Raw genomic sequence first — 19,305 nt, forward strand, 5'->3', positions numbered from 1 at the left:
AAAAGTTGAGCTTATTATTAACTGTGGTAATTTGCAGTTAACTATAGACTACATCTAAAGGTACAAAATTTGTAGAGATTCCTGTCTTCACAAGAATTAGGCGTGCTATTCTGGATTCCTCTTAATAAGGAAGTGTAAGTGAAGTTTTATGTTTTGCCAGAATGGTTTCATGTTCTACAAATATCGAAAAATTATTTGAGATATTGAAACGAGATAATAAAGGGTAGCATAAACCAATAAGAAATATTTTTGTTAAACTCCAAATAGAAAATTGTTGAAGTTTAAGTTTTATTAATCAGCTAATTACGGTTTTCACGTAATTAAAAAAATTTTAGAAAATTCTCACATTTCCTTTGGTGGTTCCTATTTTTTTTTTCTAGATTTACAGAGTTGCAAGCATGATTATAAGATATTTAGAAGTTACTTACAAGATTGCAATCAACAAAAATGTTAACATATAGCTTGTGCAAGCTTTTTTAATTTTATCCCTTAAAAATAATACAGATAGCACAAAATAACTTCTACCTCTCATACCCTTAATATGAGACAACAAATAACTTCTAAAATTTAAAAAACTTCTATTCCCTAAATTTTAGGGCGAATTTATTTATTAACCAACCTATCTTAAAAAATGTGATGGGTTTAAAGTTTTAAATTATGAAGAAAAAAGTATTTAGCCTTATGGCTGTGGTAATGTTTATGAGCACAATAGTAAGTGCAACTCCAAAAGTAGAGTTCGAAGAGTTTGGAAGGGCATCTGATTGCGCAAGGTATTGGAGAAATGCAATACTAACTTTAGCAGCTAACAATGGAGCCGATGCTAATACAGATATTATAAATCCAACTATGAGTTATATGGAAGCTTATATGATTGGTTATAATGGCTGTCTAAATGATTAAGACAAAATATTTGTCAATATTTATTTTGACCTTGTATATGAGCATTCAAGGTCAAAATAATAAATGCGGAGAAGTTACTTACGAAGTAACTTATGACAACACATTAATTTCATTAGATAGCGAGTTTGGAGATAAAGAAGGAATTGAAGGTGCAAACAAACTAATTAGTGACGCAGAAAGTATTACTGCTACATTAAGTTTTAATGAAAATGAATCTTCCTATTCGACCGATAAAAAACTAAATATTGACAAAGAAGGAGGAATAAATATTACCTTTTTATTTGCTGGTGGAAATAATGTCTTTTATCACTCTAAAGATTCTTTAAGTTTACTTCAATCAAATTCTTCACTTGGCAAGACATATCTCATAAAACGTGATGCGCCTAAATGGATTATAACTAAAGAAACAAAAAAAATTGATGACTTAACCTGTTATAAAGCATATACCATTAAATCTAACAATAAAAATGATGATGAAAATATAACTGATAAAATTGGTGCAATAGCCTGGTTTTGCCCAAGTATTCCATTAAGTTATGGTCCTGTAGAATTTTTTGGTTTACCAGGATTGATTATTGAATTGAAATATTCAAAGATGACTTACATTGCAAAAAAAATTAAATTAAACAAAAAAAATGTTCGTGTCGAAAAGCCAATTGATGCAGAAATTATAACCATTAAGGAGTTTAATCTTTTGGCTAAGAAAAAAGTTCCCTCATTTTTTGATAATTAAAAATTTAAATAACAATTTATTTTATTTGTCAATCCTACTTATTAAAGTAGGGTTTTCTTCTATGATTAATGCTCAAGAAATCCAAGTTACAGGCAAAGTAACTGACTCATCTCAAAACCAACTTCCCTATGCTAATATCCTTGCTGTACCAAATACCGAGAATCAGGAAATAAGATTTGCCATTACAGAAAAAGACGGCAGCTATAAATTAAGCTTAGTAAAAAATATTTCTTACGACATAACAGTTAGTTATTTGGGCTATAAACCCAATATTCATTCCTTAATTTCAATCAACCAGGATTTAATTAAAAATTTTGTTTTAATCGAAAAACCAAACCAATTGGATGAGGTTACTATCAATTATATACCACCAGTTGTAGTAAAAACAGATACTACTACCTATGATATAACAAAATTTGTAACTGGCGAAGAACGTAAACTACGAGATGCCTTAAAAAAATTACCTGGTGTAGAAGTAGATAGGGAAGGTAATGTAATGGTACAGGGTAAAAAAGTAACCAAAGTCTTAGTAGAAAATAAAACCTTTTTTACTGGCAACAGTAAACTCGCTGTAAATAATATACCTGCAGATGCTGTAGAAAAAGTAGAGGTCTTAGACAACTATAATGAGGTTGCCATGCTTAAAGGTTTGCAAAACTCTGAGGATATGGCAATGAATATATTACTAAAAGAAGATAAAAAGAAGTTTGTGTTTGGCGATATTGAGGTTGGTGCTGGTATTAAGGAACGTTACCTTGTGCATCCTAATCTTTTTTATTATAGCCCAAAAACGAATCTAAACTTTATTGGAGACTTAAATAACCAAGGTATAAAAAGCTTTAGTTTCAGTGATTACTTAGAGTTTGAAGGAGGTTTTGGCAAACTCTTAGATGATGCTGGTAGTTATTTTAGTCTTTTTAATAGTGATTTTGCGCAATACCTCAACAACCAAGATTTTACAGATAATATTAACCAATTTGGCGCTTTAAATATTAGGCAGTCGGTTTCTAAACATACAGATGTTAGTGGGTATTTAATTACCTCTAACTCTAAAACCCAAACAGTTAGTAACACTTTAAATACTTACCAAAATATTAGCGACCCTTTTACAGAAGACAGAACGGTTACTAACAACCTAAACAACTTTTTTACCATTGGTAAACTAACCATAGATTATGACCCAAGTTATAAAGAAGACTTTGCGTATAATGCTTTTGTGAAAGTGACCAATAATGATAGTTATGGCTTAATAAATACTATAAGCTTAGATGATACTAATAATATTACTACACTAACTGATGTCACCTCTTTTAATCTAAAACAAAATATAAGTTATAGCCGTAAACTATCAAAAGTACATACTGCTACTTTAGAAGCTACTTATAATTTTCAGAATGACAAACCATTAACAGAATGGCTGACTAATCAGCAAATATTGCAAGGTTTAATTCCTTTAGAAGATGAAGATGTGTTTAATATTCTTCAAACTAAAAAATCAACGTCGCACAATTTTAATGCCATTGTTAAAGATTATTGGGTGCTTAATAACTTTAATCATCTATACACAAGTGTTGGTGTTAATTTATCTTTTAATGATTTCTACAATAAAGACGTACAGTTACTAAATGATGGCACTAGCAATGATTTTAGCTCTGCTGGTTTTGGGAATGATTTCATATATAGTTTTGCTGATACGTATTTAGGCTTAGAATATAAATTTCAAATTGGTAATGCTACTTTTAAACCTGCGCTATTTTATCATGGTTATCTATGGCGTACACAACAGTTTGAGAATGCAGAAACATTTTCTAAAAATCTACTTTTACCACAATTTACAACCAAAGTAGATTTTAATAATAGTGAGAAACTAAATTTTAGGTATAAACTAAATGCGCGTTTTCCTGGTATTAACCAATTAGCTAATAATTTTCTATTATCTAGTTTTAATAGCGTTTACAAAGGGAATAGCGACTTAGAAAATCAATTGTATCATTCCGCAACCCTTAGTTACTATAAATTTAGTTTATTTAGAAACTTAAATTTTAACCTTAATACTAGTTTTAACAAACGTACAAAAAGCATAAAAACAGTTACAGAACTCAATGGTATAGAATCCTTTAATACAGCAATTATGTTTAATCAACCAGAACATAATTGGACCGTTAGTGGACGTGTTTCAAAAAAGATAAAAAAAATACGTTATAACTTGAGTGGTCGTTATAGTTATAATGATGTTTATCAAATCTTAAATGAGGACACCAATCTTAATATTTCAAAATCTATATCCTCAACAGTTGGTATTGAAACTTTTTTTAAAAATCATCCCAATATAGAAATTAATTACACTAAAGATTTCAGTAATTATAAAGCTTCTAACAACACGTCTAAGTTTGAAAACGACAAATTAGAAATCATTCTAGAATACGATTTTTTACAAGACTTTATCTTTAAGGCAGACTACACCTTTGATAATTACAACAATAAAAATCAAAGTATTAACAACACTTTTGATACTGCAAATGCATCCCTATTTTACCAAAAAGAAGATAGCCCTTGGGGTTTTGAGATTAATGGGACTAATTTATTTGATGTAACATTTAAACAACAAAATTCATTTAATTCTTATCTTATAAGTGATAACAAAACATTTGTATTACCTAGAATTTTGATGTTTAAGATTAGTTATAATCTTTAGTGAGATGCTGAAAACAAGTTCAGCATGACAAAACATTCTTTTTATTAAAACCAAAACCCAAGATTAAAATACCAATAGCCATTACCAGTTTCTGGTGAATAAGAATACTTCCCTTCTAATGGCCCAATAAATGTTTCGAGGGAATAGCCTAAAGCGTAACCTGTGTAATCTGGAGATGAGAAAAACTGACCTGTTTCAAACAAATCATCATCAATATTAGCAAAATTAGCTGCGCCAAGGATATGATGCCCTTTATGAAATTCGTAATCTAAGGTAAAAGTGGATTTTACAAAACTATTACCTATAATGGAGATAAAATCATAGCCATAAAATGAATAAAAGTTACTTATAAAATTGGCGCCATAACCTCCAAAGGCAAAATCTAAAGTATTCGTAGATTTATTTCCTATTTTAAATCCGCCATTAACTTCTGTTTTCAAGGCTAGTTTATCATTAAAACTAAAGGCATATCCTAAATCTGCTTTAGCTATAGAAAACTCATTAAAGTCCTTATTAAAACCATAAGCATTTAAGTACAAATGAAAATTAGCATTAACATAAAATCCACTTTTTGGGAAATGCGCATTGTCATAATCATCATACAGCAAATTACCATAAACACTAAAGTAGTTTGTGTTATCAAAAGTTATCCTGTCGGATTGATCATCTTCCGTAATAGTTTCAGATGTAATTTTAAAACGACGATGCTCTCCTCCTAAACGTAAAGCAAAATCTTTCTGAAAAATAGTTTGTAAAAACAATTGGTTTGTAAAATCTGACGCTCTAGCATCTAATTTATTTACCCCTTCTAATAATGGCGAATCTTCATCTAGAGCTAAAGATGGACTAATGCTCTTACGAAATTGGTTATAACGCGATTTTGCTCCTAAACTTATATAATATCCTTTATCTATAAAGTAATCGAAATTATACCTCGAATTATCGCCTAGAATAATATCCAAAGAAGCAATATCATTACTAAACAGCAACTTTTTCTTTGTTAAGTTGGCCAATATGGCACTTTTGTAAAGTTCATCGAAATGTATACCTAATCGGAGAAAGGTAGATGTTTCCGACTCTATTACTTTCCCTGCGAAATTATACTCGCCTTCATTTTCTGTTGGCTCTAAATGATATCTAAATGTATCAAAATTATTTGTAGCAATAAGACTGTTTATACCATCCTTAAAATCTTTATAACTTATTTTCTCATTACCTTTTAATTTTAGTTTTCCAATTAAATAAGATCTTGTATAACGTTCATTACCGTCTAAACTAACCTTATTTATTTTAAGACTATCCAATACAGTTAATTCTTTATACTCTCTAGTTTTTACCTGTTGTCTTTTTACTTCTTCTAGTTTTAAAAGCTGAACTCTTGCCGCTGCCTCTCCATTACTTATTATATTTTCGCCTTCATTAAATGAAATTACGGAGTAATTAGTAATATCTGGTTTAACAATAACATCTGCTAACTTCGATTTAGTTCTCATAGCATTAATGGTTCTAAAATTACTAATCTGAAATAAAATATCTGGAGCTGATTTTAATAATTTCCGATCCTTTAAACCGTCTTGCACGTCAACTCCAATAATTATATCCATGCCTTTTGCACGTAATTCTTCAACTGGAAAATTATTTGTTACACCTCCATCCACAAGAATCCTATCGTCAATTATAACGGGCTGAAACAAGGATGGTAATGCTGCACTAGCTGAGACTGCTTCTGCCAGTTTGCCTCTTTCTAGAACAAGAGATTCACCTGTTTCTATATCTGTAGCAATACAAAAAAATGGAATTGGTAATTTGCTAAAATCCTCAGTAGAATCAACAGGAAGCATTAAATGATACAAAAGATTATACACATTTTGACCACGAGATAATGCAGACGGCAGACTAATTTTAAAATTATCAAATGGCAAGGTTACTGCATATTTCTCAGCATTTTCTCTCTCATAGAATGATTTAGATCCTCTAGGAAATGAGTCATTAATTAGCTCATCAAAATTTTGAGCCTCAAACATTACTTCTAATTGCTTACCAGAATATCCCGACGCATACAATGAGCCAATAATGGCTCCCATACTTGTACCTGCAACGTAATCTACTTTTATACCTAAGCTATCAATAACCTTTAAAACACCAATATGTGCAAAACCTTTAGCTCCTCCTCCACTTAACACCAAACCTACTTTGGGTTCTTTTTTAACTATAGAATCCTGAGCTTTTACATTTAAAAAAGCCGTAAGTAATATGAATAATATAAGGTATTTTATTTTCATTGATTATAAACCGATTGATTATTCACGGTAGCGTTTTACTAGTTACAATTTATTCTTTATGGTAATAGTTATAAACTTTATTTGCGCGAGAAACGCCTACAATGGACTCTAACTCGTCTACTTTTGCATTAGCGATACGCTTAACGGTTTTAAATTGCTTCATTAAATCTATAATGGTTTGCTCTCCTATACCAGGTATGTTCTCCAACTCAGTTGTTAGCGCTCCTTTGCTTCTTCTATTTCTGTGATGTTCTATACCAAAACGATGCGCTTCGTTTCTTAATTGTTGAATTATTTTTAATGTTTCACTTTTCTTGTCTAAATACAATGGAATTGGATCATCTGGATAAAATAATTCTTCTAATCGTTTGGCTATACCAATAATAGCAATTTTACCTCGCAATCCTAAAACATCTAAACTTTTTAACGCTGATGATAATTGGCCTTTTCCTCCATCGATAATAATCAATTGTGGTAATGGCTGCTCTTCTTCAACTAAGCGTTTATAACGTCTATAAACAACTTCTTCCATAGACGCAAAATCATCTGGGCCTTCAACTGTTTTTATAATAAAGTTACGATAATCTTTTTTGCTTGGTTTTCCGTTTTTAAAAACCACACATGCAGCAACCGGATTTGTACCTTGTATATTAGAATTATCAAAACATTCGATATGTCTTGGCTCTTCAGACAAACGCAGATCTGCTTTCATTTGAGCCATTATTCTATTAGCGTGCCTATCTGGATCCACAAGTTTTACTTGCTTAAATTTATCCATCCTAAAATATTTGGCATTTCTAAGCGATAAATCTAGGATACTTTTTTTATCGCCAAGTTTTGGGATTGTAACCTTTATATCATCTCCCAAATTAACTTTAAAAGGCACGTATATTTCCTTAGATCTTGAATCAAAACGTTGTCTTATTTCTGTAATTGCCAACTCTAATAATTCTGCATCAGATTCTTGCAGTTTTTTCTTCAATTCTAGCGTATGAGACCTTATAATAGAGCCATAACTTAGCTGTAAAAAATTAACATATGCATACGTCTCATCGCTAACAATAGAGAATACATCTACATTACTAATTTTAGGATTTACAATAGTTGATTTGGCTTGGTAATTCTCTAGTACCTCAAGTTTTTCTTTTATTTTTTGAGCATCTTCAAACTGCATAGCTTCTGCATGACGCCTCATTTGTATTTTAAATTGTTGTAAAGAATCTTTAAAATTTCCTTTTAAAATCTCTCTAATAGCAATGATATTTGCCTGATATTCTTCCTCAGTTTCATAACCCTCACAAGCACCTTTGCAATTACCTAAATGATACTCTAAACATACTTTGTATTTGCCTGCTTCTATTTTTGCTTCAGATAAATCATAATTGCAAGTGCGTAGTTGATATAATCCTTTTATTAATCCTAAGAGTGTTTTTACCGTTTTCATGCTGGTATATGGTCCAAAATATTCTGATCCATCTTTTATAACACGCCTAGTTGGAAAAACTCTTGGAAAACTTTCTTTCTTTATACAAATCCACGGATAAGATTTGTCATCTTTTAATAGAACATTATACTTTGGTCTATACTTTTTAATTAGATTATTCTCTAGAAGTAAAGCGTCATTTTCAGTCTCTACAACAATATGTTTTACTGACGCTATGTTTTTTACAAGAACACGTGTTTTACCATAATCGTGGCGTTTATTAAAATAACTGCTTACACGCTTTTTTATATCTTTAGCCTTACCAACATATATTATGCGCTCATCTGCATCAAAATATTGATACACACCAGGTTGATGAGGAAGGGTTTTAATTTGTATTTCTAAAGGAGAATCTGGCATATAACCAAAGGTAAATAAAACTTATAAGTTAAGAGTTACAAGTACTTAAAGTTATTATATCTTGCGCCTCTTTTTTATATAATTAAGTTATGACAAAAAAAATCTTAGGACGTGTTGATAGAGTTAATTTTCCGGATTTACAGCTTAACAATATTGATATTAAAATAGATACTGGCGCATATACGTCTGCCATTCATTGCTCTAAAATCAGAGAAGTAGATGGTAAACTATATTGTATTTTTGATAGTAATAGGCATCCAAACTTTAAAAGCGATGAAGTTGTTTTTAACACCTATACATATACGGATGTAAAAAGTAGTAATGGGCACAAAGAAAACCGATACAAAATTAAAACTACCGTTATATTCTTTGGAAAAACTTATAAGATTAACTTAACTTTAAGCACTAGAGACGATATGAAGTTTCCTGTTTTAATTGGTCGTCAATTTTTAAAACTAAAATTTATGGTCGATGTTGATTTAGAAAACCAATCCTTTAAAAAATCCTTTATTAAATGAACATTGTAATTCTTTCTAGAAACCCTGAACTTTACTCGACAAGACGGCTTGTTGAAGAAGGCGAAAAAAGAGGTCATTCTATAGAAATAATAGACCCCTTAAAATGCGATATTATAATAGAAAAAGAAAAGCCAACTATTTATTATAGAGATAGATATCTCGATTATGTTGATGCCATTATTCCTAGAATTGGAGCTTCTGTAACGTTTTATGGTTGCGCTGTTGTACGTCAATTTGAAGAAATGGGTGTATTTACCATTGCATCCTCTGAGGCTATTTTAAGATCTAGAGATAAACTAAAAAGTTTACAACGGCTAAGTAAAGCCGGAATTGGAATGCCAAAAACTGTTTTTACTAATTACTCTAGAGATGTAGAAGAGGTTATTGAGCATGTTGGCGGAACACCAGTAATTATTAAGTTACTAGAAGGTACACAAGGTCTTGGTGTTGTTTTAGCAGAAAGTAAAAACGCTGCTGAATCCGTTTTAGAGGCGTTTAATGGCTTACAAGCTAGAGTCATTGTACAAGAATTTATAAAAGAAGCTAAAGGCGCAGACTTAAGAGCTCTAGTTGTAGATGGCCAGGTTGTTGGCGCTATGAAACGCCAAGGTAAGGAAGGTGAATTTAGATCTAACTTGCATCGTGGTGGATCTGCTAATATTATAAAACTAGACCAAGACGAACTAAAGCTAGCGATGAATGCTGCGAAGGTTTTAAAACTCCCTGTTTGTGGTGTAGACATGCTACAATCTGCTCGTGGTCCTTTATTATTAGAAGTGAATTCCACACCAGGACTAGAAGGTATTGAAGGTGCAACACATAAAAATATTGCTAGAGCTATAATTACATTTATAGAACGTAGTAAAAACTAAAATTTTACCAATAATTAAATATGAGCCAAAAAGACATACTTCATATATTAGGTAAAGAAGTGGCATTAGGCGAAAGCGCTCAAGTGAGTTTTAATGTCGCAAAACTGCATACGCAGAATACTATTGATGTTCCTGTAATTATTGAACGGTCTAAAAAACCAGGACCTACTGTTTTAATTACAGCTGGTATTCATGGTGACGAAGTGAATGGTGTAGAAATAGTACGTCAAATTATTTCTAAAGGTATTAACAAACCAAAAAGAGGTACAATAATCTGTGTGCCTGTGATTAATGTTTTTGGATTTTTAAATATGAATCGTGAATTTCCCGATGGTCGTGATCTCAATCGTGTTTTTCCAGGAATTAAAGGTGGTTCTTTAGCGAGCAGAGTTGCTTTTAAATTGGTAACGGAAATTTTGCCTCATGCAGATTTAGTAATGGACTTTCATACTGGTGGTGCAGATCGCTTTAATGCGGCACAAATTAGAATCATAAAAGACGAAAAAACTTTAGATGAACTGGCTAAAATTTTTGGCGCTCCCTTTATTTATTACTCTAAAAACCTAAGTAAATCTTTTAGAAACACCTGTCACAAATTAGGAATCCCTATTTTATTATTTGAAGGCGGAAAATCTTTTAATATAGACAATACTATCACTAACACTGGTGTAAATGGCGTTAAACGTGTTTTACATCATCTTGAAATGCTTAGCAGTAAATTTAAAGTTTCGCCACCTAAACAAACTTGCATTCATCTGTTAGAAAGCAAATGGATAAGAGCAAAATATTCTGGCATGTTTAAAGCTACAGTTGCTATTAATTCTGAAGTTAAAAAAGGGGATGACTTAGGCAATATTACAGATCCTTATGGTAGTTTTAACCATTTTGTGAAAGCGCCAAATGATGGCTATGTTTTTAATATTAATGAATCACCTATCATCTATCAAGGCGATGCTATTTTTCATATTTCTACAAAAGTAAAAAAGTGACTAAAAAACAATTAAGACTAAAGTATAAAGCATTACGGCAATCACTTACAGAATCTGAGATTGATGAGCATAGCATAGCTATAGCCAATCGGTTATTAAATTTAGACATATGGAATAAATCATTCTACCATATATTTTTAACTATTGAAGAACAAAAGGAAATTAACACTGATTTTATCCTCAATATATTGGCTGGTAAAGACAAGCATATTATTATCTCAAAAAGTAATTTTGAAGATTACAGTATGTCTCACTACTTACTAACTGATAGCACAACTATTAAAAAAAACAGTTATAATATTCCAGAACCTGTAGATGGCATTTCTATTGCTTCAAACCAATTACAAGTTGTTTTTATTCCACTTTTAGCTTTTGATGAGATTGGAAACAGAATTGGCTATGGTAAAGGATTTTACGACCGTTTTTTAAATCAATGTCAACCAGAAACTTTAAAAATTGGACTGTCCTTCTTTGAAGTAGAAACCGAAATTTTCAATAGTTCCACAGATGATGTTGCACTAGATTTCTGCATAACACCCAATAAAATTTACAAATTTTAACATATTTTTTATCGTCGAAATGCACTTTAATTAGATTAAGTGTAAAATTGTTGTATATTGCAATACGAAAAAATACATTTCTTTAAAATTTAAGTTGTAGAATGCTGGAATCTGACCTGACACAACATATTATCTCTAGCAGAAAACTAGAAGAGGACAATTTCTATTACCGAGAATCAGCCCTAATGACCTCTACAGGAAGTTGGTACATAGACTTTGTTAACAAAAAAAGTTACTGGGATGATATTACTAGAAATTTATTAGAATATCCAGTAGATTTTGTTCCTTCGCTAAAAATAGCGATGACTTTATATGCAGAAGAACATCATAGTTTTATTGCCAATACATTTAAAGAATGTGCAATTTCTGGTATTCCTTTTGATACAGAAGTATTAATGTTAACGGCCAACAAAAGAAAGTTTTGGGCGAGAGCAATTGGTAAACCTGTATATAATGACGATCAAAAAATTATTGGTGTACGCGGAATCTTTCAAGATATAGACTACATTATACAAAAGGAAATTAATTTAGAGAAAGCCTCAGAAATTGTGGCGTCTCAAAACTCTAGATTATTCAATTTTGCTCACATTGTTTCACACAACTTAAGATCACATTCTAGTAATTTAACGTTAATAGTTCAACTTATAAACGATTTAAATACAGTAGAGGAAAAACTAGAACTGCTTGATAATATTTCTCATGTTTCAGAGAGTCTAAATACTACTATAGAACATTTAAACGAAGTGGTTTCTATTCAAACCAATTCTAACCAGCTTAAAGTTGAAGTTAATTTTGCCGATACTTTAGAGCAAGTTACAACATCAATTAATCAAATTATTGACAATAATAATGTAACAATAAATGCTGATTTTAGCAAAGCAGAATTTATTAAGTATATTCCCGCATATTTAGATAGTATTTTTTTAAATTTAATCACTAATGCTATTAAATATAAACACCAAGACAGAGATCCAGTAATTAATATCTCTGCATCTAGAGACTATAAAAATTATGACCGTGTAGTTTTAAAAATCTCTGATAACGGTTCTGGTATTAACATGAAGAAGTTTGGAGACAAAATTTTTGGTATGTACAAAACGTTTCATTATAATGAAGACGCTAGAGGTATAGGCTTATTTATAACTAAAAACCAAATAGAGTCATTAGATGGCGAAATACAAGTAGAAAGTGAACTAAATATCGGTACAACCTTCACAATTAAATTTTAAATAACATGAAGAATAAAATAAAACTCGCTTGTATAATTGATGATGACAAAATCTATGTGAATTTGGTTAAAAAAATCATTGAGACTAAAAAACTCTGTGATCACTTACTCATATTTAAAGATGGAAAAGAAGGAATCGATTATTTTGAAACCTTACTTCAAAACTTTAAAGAAGAACAAATACCAGAAGTGATTTTACTCGATCTAAATATGCCAATTATGGACGGATGGGAATTTTTAGAGCGTTTCACAAAAATTAAAAATAAGTTTAATAACCCAATTACACTATATGTGGTTAGTTCTTCCATTAACGCAATAGATATAGACAAAGCTAAATCATTGTCTACAGTCCATAATTACCTTGTAAAACCTGTAAGAATAGATGAATTAGAAGCTGTATTTAATAAAACAGCATAATTTATTTAAATGCCTTTTTATTAAATACAATTAAAATCCCAATTCCCGTGCTTATTGCAACATCTGCGATGTTAAAAACAGGATCGAAAAACGAAAAGTATTTACCACCAATTAAAGGAATACCTTCTGGTAAAACACCACTCCACAAAGGAAAATATAACATATCTACTACATTACCATGAAAAACACTTTCATAACCACCATCTGCTGGTAAAAAAGTAGCAACCTGCATAATACTATCACTAAATAAAAATCCGTAAAACACAGAATCTAATATATTCCCTAAAGCGCCAGCAAATATTATAGAAATAGCGAATACTAAAGTCTTAGATTTCTTCTTTTTTATAACATCTAGCAACCAAAAGGCAATACCTGTAACGGCTATAATTCTAAACAAAGTTAAAATAAGCTTTGCAGAACGGTCTGAAATTAAGGTTGTGAAATCGCTCAATTTTGTTCCCCAAGCCATACCATCATTTTCTATAAATGCAATATGAAACCATGAGAATACTTTAACATCCTCACCTAATTGAAAATGAGTTTTGATGTAGATTTTACTGATTTGATCAATCAGTAGAATTAAAACGATGAGAATTGAGGCTTTTTTTAAGGACATATTTAAAAATAATGAAAGGCAAAAATAAAGGATTATTCCTGTTTAAGCACTGTAATATCACCATGAATTGAAATCAATGTCCAAATAGAAATTTTACTAAAAAATGTATCTAAATCTATTTCTCCATGATTAGAATTTGCTTCAATTGTAGCATTATTAGTAGTAACGCGAATATTTCCTTCCAACGTATTCACAGTTGCTGTTTTAACCTTTCCTTTTAAAAACCTCTACCATAGTACTGAGCTTCATGTTCAAAGATGTTATCATAATGAGTCTCTGCTTTATTAGCTTCAAAAATATAAAGTGGTCTTAAGATTAAATAATGATATTCCGTATATAAATGTTCGTTTAACCATTTAACCGTTTTGTTTTCTGCAGACCATTTCGTTAATGGCTTATTAAGATAAGTGTTGAAAATAGAAAAGTCATTAGATTGATATAAGTGTATTATTTCGTGTACATTAATATCTATTTGATTTAAATATGATTTATTAAAAACCATATAGCCAGCGGTAGCAGAAGCCACAATTTCGTCATAATTACTATTTTCTAATCTTCGATTAATTGAATAAACAAACTCACCAACACGCAGACTATGTTTTAATTCAAATTTATACCTAAATAGAGCATCTACATTATACACAAATGCTACAGGCATCAATTTATACTTTACAGAGAACTCATCCTTTGTATTAAATTCTAGTCTACTAAAACCAATATTTAAGTGCCATTTCTCGTAAAAATTCTTATTTAACGCTGTATTTTCCTTAATAGAAGTGCCAGCCGCATTAATCAATTTAGCCATCCAAAAATATTCCCACTGTTCTTGTCTTCTTGCTTCTCTTAAAACACGCTTACTCTCAAAAGTAATATAACCGCCTAAAGCGCCTTGCCATAAAGATTTTTTAATCACTTTACCTAAAGGCTCATCTGGAGATTTATTGATTATTGCTCCTACAGTACCAAATACAGCTCCAAAACCTACATTGTACAAGGCGGCTTCAGTATCGTTGGCTTGGGCTTTTGTTGTGAAACTTATTAGTATTAATAAAAAAGTTAATATTAAGTTTCTCATATATAATTAGCTATTTACTACTCTAATATCACCATGAATTGACCTCAATATCCAAACAGAAGATGTATTAAAAAATTCATCTAGTTCTATTTCACCATGATTAGAATTTGCTTCAATTGTAGCACTATTAGTAATAACGTGAATATTTCCGTCTAACGTATTTACAGTTGCTGTTTTAACTTTTCCTTTTATATTAAATTGTCCTCGTAATAATTCAACATTTAGCGTATTAAAAGTCCCTAATAAGCTCACAGAGCCAATATCGCTAAGAATATTTACTTTAAGAGATTCAGGAATTTCAAGGTGTAATGTGGCTGCAATTACCTTATGCGCATTACGTTTATCGTCTGGTATTTCTTCTAAGGATACGTGTTCTAAGCTTAGATTTAATGTTGATTTTCCTTCTTTTACAACAATTTGAAAATCATTTTGGTATTCGCCATCTAAAGTTGAAGTAATCTTAATTTGATCTGTTTCTGAAGTTGACACCGAAATATTAAAAATATCATTTCCATTAATAGAAACAGAAGTGATACCATCGGCTTGTATAGTATTCTCTATAACATTCTGAGATTCTATAGCTGTAAGGTTAAATATAAAAAGCAAAAAAAAAGCCATGAAATTAAAATTCCACGGCTTTATGATTTCTGTATTATTCAAAATAAGTCCTCAATTATAGAGATTCCTACCTTCGTAGGAATTGGTTACTGCATATTCTTAGCTTCAATACTTAATGTAGCATGAGGCACTAACTTTAAACGCTCTTTTTTAATTAATTTACCAGTTACACGACATACACCATAAGTCTTATTTTCAATACGAATTAAAGCATTCTTTAAGTCTCTAATAAACTTCTCTTGACGTATAGCCAAAGCCGAATTCGCTTCTTTACTCATCGTCGCACTTCCTTCTTCGAATGCTTTAAATGTGGGTGAAGTATCATCTGTACCATTATTATGGTCATTCATATATGCACTTTTAATTAACTCTAAATCGTGCTCTGCCTTTTTAATTTTATCTAAAACGATAGTTCTAAATTCCTCTAAATCTTTATCAGAGTATCTGCTTGTAGTATCTGTTGCCATATTTTTTAATGTTTTTTAATAAACAATTTAGTATTTACGTTATCGAACGCAATTTCTATACCATTGTCTACGGTGTCCATAATTTTTAAATCTTCAGTTAATGTTTCTGATTTAATATACGCCTCATTTGAAACAATTGCTGCTGCTACTTGAGAATCATTTTGAAGTTGTACGTCAATTCTGTCTGTAACCTCAAATCCTGAATCCTTACGTAAATTTTGAATACGATTTACAAGCTCTCTTGCAATTCCTTCTTTACGTAATTCTTCATTGATTGTAACATCTAAAGCCACAGTTAATGCACCTTCGTTAGCAACAAGCCATCCTTCAATATCTTGCGATGTAATCTCAACATCATCAAGTCCCAAATTAATCTTTTTTCCGTTAACTTCAACGTCAATATTACCGTTTTGCTCGATATTTTTAATGTCATTTGCATCAAAAGCACTTATCGCACTAGCAATCAACTTCATATCCTTACCAAACTTAGGTCCTAAAGCCTTAAAATTTGGTTTTATTTGTTTCACTAATATATCTGAAGCATCCTCTAAAAGTTCAACTTCTTTTATATTTACTTCGTGTTTAATTAAATCTGCAACTGCTTCAATTTCTTCCTTTTGTTGCTGATTATCAACAGGAATCATAATTTTCTGTAACGGCTGACGTACTTTAATTTTCTCCTTAGCTCTTAACGATAATACTAGTGAACATATTGTTTGCGCACTTTCCATTTTTCGTTCTAATACCTTGTCTATAATAGTGGTATTTGCAACAGGGAAATCTGCTAAGTGTACACTCTCAAACGTTTCTTTTTTAGTCACTGCATTTAAATCTAAATACAAACGATCCATAAAGAAAGGTGCTATTGGTGCGCCTAACTTTGCAATGGTTTCCATACATGTATAAAGTGTTTGATATGCCGAAATCTTATCTGTTTGGTAATCGCCTTTCCAGAATCGTCTTCTACTTAAACGTACATACCAGTTACTTAAATAATCTTGTGTAAAGTCTGAAATTGCTCGCGCAGCTTTGGTTGGTTCGTATTCTGCATAATAATCGTCTACTTTCTGAATTAAAGTATTCAACTCAGATAAAATCCAACGGTCTATTTCTGGTCTTTCATTTAAAGCAATATCTGCTTCACTATAATTGAAACCATCAATGTTTGTATACAACGTGAAGAATGAATAGGTGTTATACAATGTTCCGAAGAATTTTCTGCTTACCTCAGCAATCCCTTCGCTATCAAATTTTAAGTTATCCCAAGGATTGGCATTACTAATCATGTACCAACGTGTAGCATCTGCTCCATATTTAGATAAGGTTTCAAATGGATCTACGGCATTACCTAAACGCTTAGACATTTTTTGACCGTTTTTATCTAAAACTAATCCGTTTGAAACGACATTTTTGTAAGCCACAGAATCGAAAACCATAGTTCCGATAGCATGCAATGTATAGAACCATCCACGTGTTTGGTCAACACCTTCTGCAATAAAATCCGCAGGAAATGCTTCATTTTTATCAATTAAGTTTTTATTCTCAAATGGATAATGCCATTGTGCGTAAGGCATAGAACCAGAATCGAACCAAACATCTATTAAATCGCTTTCGCGTTTCATGGGTTGACCTGATGCTGAAACTAATACAATTTTATCAACTACATTTTTATGTAAATCGATAGTTTCGTAATTCGCATCAGACATGTTACCAACTTCAAACTCCGCAAAAATATCTTCAGACATTACGCCTGCTTCCACAGACTTTGCCATTTCTTCTTTTAACTCAGCAACGGAACCAATACATAATTGTTCTTTTCCGTCTTCTGTTCTCCATATAGGTAATGGAATTCCCCAGAAACGAGAACGCGATAAATTCCAGTCGTTTGCATTTGCTAACCAATTACCAAAACGCCCTTCTCCTGTAGATTTAGGTTTCCAGTTAATCGTGGTATTTAGCTCGTGCATTCTCCCTTTTACATCAGTGATTTTAATAAACCACGAATCTAATGGGTAGTATAAAATTGGCTTATCAGTTCGCCAACAATTTGGGTAACTGTGCTTATATTTTTCAACCTTAAAGGCTTTGTTTTCTGTTTTTAATTTAATGGCTAATTCAACATCAATAGAACGTTCTGGTGCTTCGCCATCATCGTAATATTCGTTTTTCACATATTTACCTGCAAATTCGCCTAATTCTGGTCTGAATTTCCCTTGTAAATCTACTAATGGCACTAAATTTCCATTCTCATCTTTAACTAATAATGGTGGAATTTCTGGTGTTGCTTGTTTTGCAACCATAGCATCATCTGCTCCAAATGTTGGTGCTGTGTGTACAATACCTGTTCCGTCTTCAACCGTTACGAAATCTCCAGAAATCACTCTAAAGGCATCTTGAGGATTGTCGTTTGGTAGCGCATATGGTAAAAGCTGCTCGTATGTGATTCCAACTAAATCTTTACCTACAAAATCTTTAACTACGAAGTAAGGAATCTTTTTATCTCCTTCTTTGTATTCAATTAATTCTGGTTTTGTTTCAACACGTTTAAATTTTCCATCGAATTGTTTGTTGACTAAATTCTTAGCCAAAACCACATTCATAGGTTTAAATGTGTATTGATTATAGGTTTCAACTAAGACATATTCAATCTTTGGCCCAACAGTTAATGCAGTATTACTTGGCAAGGTCCAAGGTGTTGTTGTCCAAGCTAAAAAGAAAATATCGCCTTCATTTTGAAGAAAATCTGGTAATGACTCTGCATTCGCCTTAAACTGTGCTACAACCGTTGTGTCTGTAACATCTTGGTATGTTCCTGGCTGGTTCAACTCATGCGAGCTTAAACCCGTTCCTGCCTTTGGTGAATATGGCTGAATAGTGTAACCTTTGTAGATTAAATCTTTCTCATAAATCTGTTTTAGTAACCACCAAACAGATTCCATATATTTGGATTTGTAAGTAATATATGGATCGTCCATATCTACCCAATACCCCATTTTTTGAGTTAGGTCGTTCCAAATATCAGTGTAACGCATAACGGCTTTTTTACAAGCTTCGTTATATTCCTCTACAGTGATTTTTTTACCAATATCTTCTTTGGTAATTCCGAGTTCTTTTTCTACTCCAAGTTCAACTGGCAGTCCGTGCGTATCCCAACCGGCTTTACGTTTAACCTGAAACCCTTTCATGGTTTTGTAACGTGGAAAAATATCTTTAATAGCACGTGCTAAAACGTGATGCACACCAGGCAAACCGTTTGCAGAAGGTGGTCCTTCAAAAAACACAAAAGGTGGTTTTCCTTCTCTTGTAGTTACACTTTTATCGAAGATATTATTAGCTTCCCAATAGTTACCGATTTCATCGGCAACGTTTGGCAAGTTAAGTCCTTTATATTCAGGGAACTTTGTACTCATTATTCTGTTTTCTTTTCGAGGTGCGAAATTACAGAATTTTGTGGAAATAGTTAAAGGTTTTATATGCTATGTATAGATTACT

17 protein-coding genes are annotated in these 19,305 nt (G+C 31.6%); 9 read left to right on the forward strand and 8 right to left on the reverse strand.

The genetic code is table 11. From position 1 onward, the window contains the following. Positions 1-657: 657 nt before the first annotated feature. The 3 genes from Q0891_RS13555 to Q0891_RS13565 are packed head-to-tail and all read left to right on the forward strand — an operon-like array spanning position 658 to position 4,328. Positions 658-900: a hypothetical protein gene (locus tag Q0891_RS13555; protein ID WP_299102417.1), complete on the forward strand. Its 243-nt coding sequence runs from the start codon at positions 658-660 to the stop codon at positions 898-900. Beyond that, positions 893-1,633, forward strand: coding sequence for a GLPGLI family protein (locus tag Q0891_RS13560; protein WP_299102419.1), 741 nt, complete (start codon positions 893-895; stop codon positions 1,631-1,633). The genes Q0891_RS13555 and Q0891_RS13560 overlap by 8 nt, the downstream gene beginning before the upstream one ends. A 25-nt stretch (positions 1,634-1,658) precedes the next feature. Continuing rightward, the gene (locus Q0891_RS13565; protein ID WP_299102421.1) at positions 1,659-4,328 is read left to right on the forward strand and encodes a carboxypeptidase-like regulatory domain-containing protein; all 2,670 of its coding nucleotides are present in this window, start codon (positions 1,659-1,661) and stop codon (positions 4,326-4,328) included. Positions 4,329-4,372: 44 nt separating this feature from the next. Here Q0891_RS13565 and Q0891_RS13570 read toward each other — a convergent pair whose 3' ends face one another. After that, positions 4,373-6,610: a patatin-like phospholipase family protein gene (locus Q0891_RS13570; protein ID WP_299102423.1), complete on the reverse strand. Its 2,238-nt coding sequence runs from the start codon at positions 6,608-6,610 to the stop codon at positions 4,373-4,375. Between the two features lie 49 nt (positions 6,611-6,659). Further along, the gene (gene uvrC / locus Q0891_RS13575; protein ID WP_299102425.1) at positions 6,660-8,453 is read right to left on the reverse strand and encodes an excinuclease ABC subunit UvrC; all 1,794 of its coding nucleotides are present in this window, start codon (positions 8,451-8,453) and stop codon (positions 6,660-6,662) included. Positions 8,454-8,542: 89 nt separating this feature from the next. Here uvrC and Q0891_RS13580 point away from each other — a divergent pair, with 89 nt between their 5' ends. From Q0891_RS13580 to Q0891_RS13605, 6 genes are all read left to right on the forward strand, one after another. After that, positions 8,543-8,971 carry a RimK/LysX family protein gene (locus Q0891_RS13580; RefSeq protein WP_299102427.1) on the forward strand — a complete coding sequence of 143 codons (429 nt, stop codon included), beginning with the start codon at positions 8,543-8,545 and terminating at the stop codon, positions 8,969-8,971. After that, positions 8,968-9,843, forward strand: coding sequence for a 30S ribosomal protein S6--L-glutamate ligase (rimK, locus tag Q0891_RS13585; RefSeq protein WP_299102429.1), 876 nt, complete (start codon positions 8,968-8,970; stop codon positions 9,841-9,843). Before Q0891_RS13580 ends, rimK begins: the two co-directional genes overlap by 4 nt. Before the next feature lie 20 nt (positions 9,844-9,863). Continuing rightward, on the forward strand, positions 9,864-10,832 hold the full coding sequence (locus Q0891_RS13590; RefSeq protein ID WP_299102431.1) for a succinylglutamate desuccinylase/aspartoacylase family protein: 969 nt from the start codon (positions 9,864-9,866) through the stop codon (positions 10,830-10,832). Next, a complete protein-coding gene (locus tag Q0891_RS13595) occupies positions 10,829-11,392 on the forward strand; it encodes a 5-formyltetrahydrofolate cyclo-ligase (RefSeq protein WP_299102433.1) in 564 nt (187 codons plus the stop codon). Before Q0891_RS13590 ends, Q0891_RS13595 begins: the two co-directional genes overlap by 4 nt. Before the next feature lie 101 nt (positions 11,393-11,493). Next, positions 11,494-12,621 carry a PAS domain-containing sensor histidine kinase gene (locus Q0891_RS13600; protein ID WP_299102435.1) on the forward strand — a complete coding sequence of 376 codons (1,128 nt, stop codon included), beginning with the start codon at positions 11,494-11,496 and terminating at the stop codon, positions 12,619-12,621. Positions 12,622-12,626: 5 nt separating this feature from the next. Beyond that, positions 12,627-13,037 carry a response regulator gene (locus tag Q0891_RS13605; RefSeq protein WP_299102437.1) on the forward strand — a complete coding sequence of 137 codons (411 nt, stop codon included), beginning with the start codon at positions 12,627-12,629 and terminating at the stop codon, positions 13,035-13,037. Position 13,038: 1 nt separating this feature from the next. Here the strand turns inward: Q0891_RS13605 and Q0891_RS13610 are convergent, their stop codons facing one another. From Q0891_RS13610 to ileS, 6 genes are all read right to left on the reverse strand, one after another. After that, entirely contained in the window at positions 13,039-13,653 is a 615-nt protein-coding gene (locus Q0891_RS13610; protein ID WP_299102439.1) for a lipoprotein signal peptidase, read from the reverse strand. Between the two features lie 32 nt (positions 13,654-13,685). Continuing rightward, on the reverse strand, positions 13,686-13,847 hold the full coding sequence (locus tag Q0891_RS13615; protein ID WP_299102441.1) for a hypothetical protein: 162 nt from the start codon (positions 13,845-13,847) through the stop codon (positions 13,686-13,688). A 23-nt stretch (positions 13,848-13,870) separates the two neighbouring features. Beyond that, complete coding sequence (locus tag Q0891_RS13620) at positions 13,871-14,728, reverse strand: hypothetical protein (RefSeq protein WP_299102443.1); 858 nt, start codon at positions 14,726-14,728, stop codon at positions 13,871-13,873. Positions 14,729-14,734: 6 nt separating this feature from the next. After that, positions 14,735-15,346 carry a hypothetical protein gene (locus Q0891_RS13625; protein ID WP_299102445.1) on the reverse strand — a complete coding sequence of 204 codons (612 nt, stop codon included), beginning with the start codon at positions 15,344-15,346 and terminating at the stop codon, positions 14,735-14,737. Between the two features lie 86 nt (positions 15,347-15,432). Continuing rightward, a complete protein-coding gene (locus Q0891_RS13630) occupies positions 15,433-15,813 on the reverse strand; it encodes a TraR/DksA C4-type zinc finger protein (protein ID WP_299102446.1) in 381 nt (126 codons plus the stop codon). Positions 15,814-15,818: 5 nt separating this feature from the next. Next, a complete protein-coding gene (gene ileS, locus Q0891_RS13635; protein WP_299102448.1) occupies positions 15,819-19,223 on the reverse strand; it encodes an isoleucine--tRNA ligase in 3,405 nt (1,134 codons plus the stop codon). Positions 19,224-19,305 lie beyond the last annotated feature (82 nt).

The sequence above is a fragment of the uncultured Winogradskyella sp. genome (genome assembly GCF_947498005.1).
In the GTDB taxonomy this organism is placed as follows: Bacteria; Bacteroidota; Bacteroidia; order Flavobacteriales; family Flavobacteriaceae; genus Winogradskyella.

What these genes read in the sequence shown, in the direction of transcription:
- Q0891_RS13630 (WP_299102446.1), bottom strand. Translation starts at nt 15,813, where the DNA reads ATGGCAACAGATACTACAAGCAGATACTCTGATAAAGATTTAGAGGAA.
- rimK (WP_299102429.1), top strand. Translation starts at nt 8,968, where the DNA reads ATGAACATTGTAATTCTTTCTAGAAACCCTGAACTTTACTCGACAAGA.
- Q0891_RS13555 (WP_299102417.1), top strand. Translation starts at nt 658, where the DNA reads ATGAAGAAAAAAGTATTTAGCCTTATGGCTGTGGTAATGTTTATGAGC.
- Q0891_RS13600 (WP_299102435.1), top strand. Translation starts at nt 11,494, where the DNA reads ATGCTGGAATCTGACCTGACACAACATATTATCTCTAGCAGAAAACTA.
- Q0891_RS13625 (WP_299102445.1), bottom strand. Translation starts at nt 15,346, where the DNA reads ATGGCTTTTTTTTTGCTTTTTATATTTAACCTTACAGCTATAGAATCT.
- ileS (WP_299102448.1), bottom strand. Translation starts at nt 19,223, where the DNA reads ATGAGTACAAAGTTCCCTGAATATAAAGGACTTAACTTGCCAAACGTT.
- Q0891_RS13580 (WP_299102427.1), top strand. Translation starts at nt 8,543, where the DNA reads ATGACAAAAAAAATCTTAGGACGTGTTGATAGAGTTAATTTTCCGGAT.
- Q0891_RS13620 (WP_299102443.1), bottom strand. Translation starts at nt 14,728, where the DNA reads ATGAGAAACTTAATATTAACTTTTTTATTAATACTAATAAGTTTCACA.
- Q0891_RS13560 (WP_299102419.1), top strand. Translation starts at nt 893, where the DNA reads ATGATTAAGACAAAATATTTGTCAATATTTATTTTGACCTTGTATATG.
- Q0891_RS13590 (WP_299102431.1), top strand. Translation starts at nt 9,864, where the DNA reads ATGAGCCAAAAAGACATACTTCATATATTAGGTAAAGAAGTGGCATTA.
- Q0891_RS13610 (WP_299102439.1), bottom strand. Translation starts at nt 13,653, where the DNA reads ATGTCCTTAAAAAAAGCCTCAATTCTCATCGTTTTAATTCTACTGATT.
- uvrC (WP_299102425.1), bottom strand. Translation starts at nt 8,453, where the DNA reads ATGCCAGATTCTCCTTTAGAAATACAAATTAAAACCCTTCCTCATCAA.
- Q0891_RS13570 (WP_299102423.1), bottom strand. Translation starts at nt 6,610, where the DNA reads ATGAAAATAAAATACCTTATATTATTCATATTACTTACGGCTTTTTTA.
- Q0891_RS13605 (WP_299102437.1), top strand. Translation starts at nt 12,627, where the DNA reads ATGAAGAATAAAATAAAACTCGCTTGTATAATTGATGATGACAAAATC.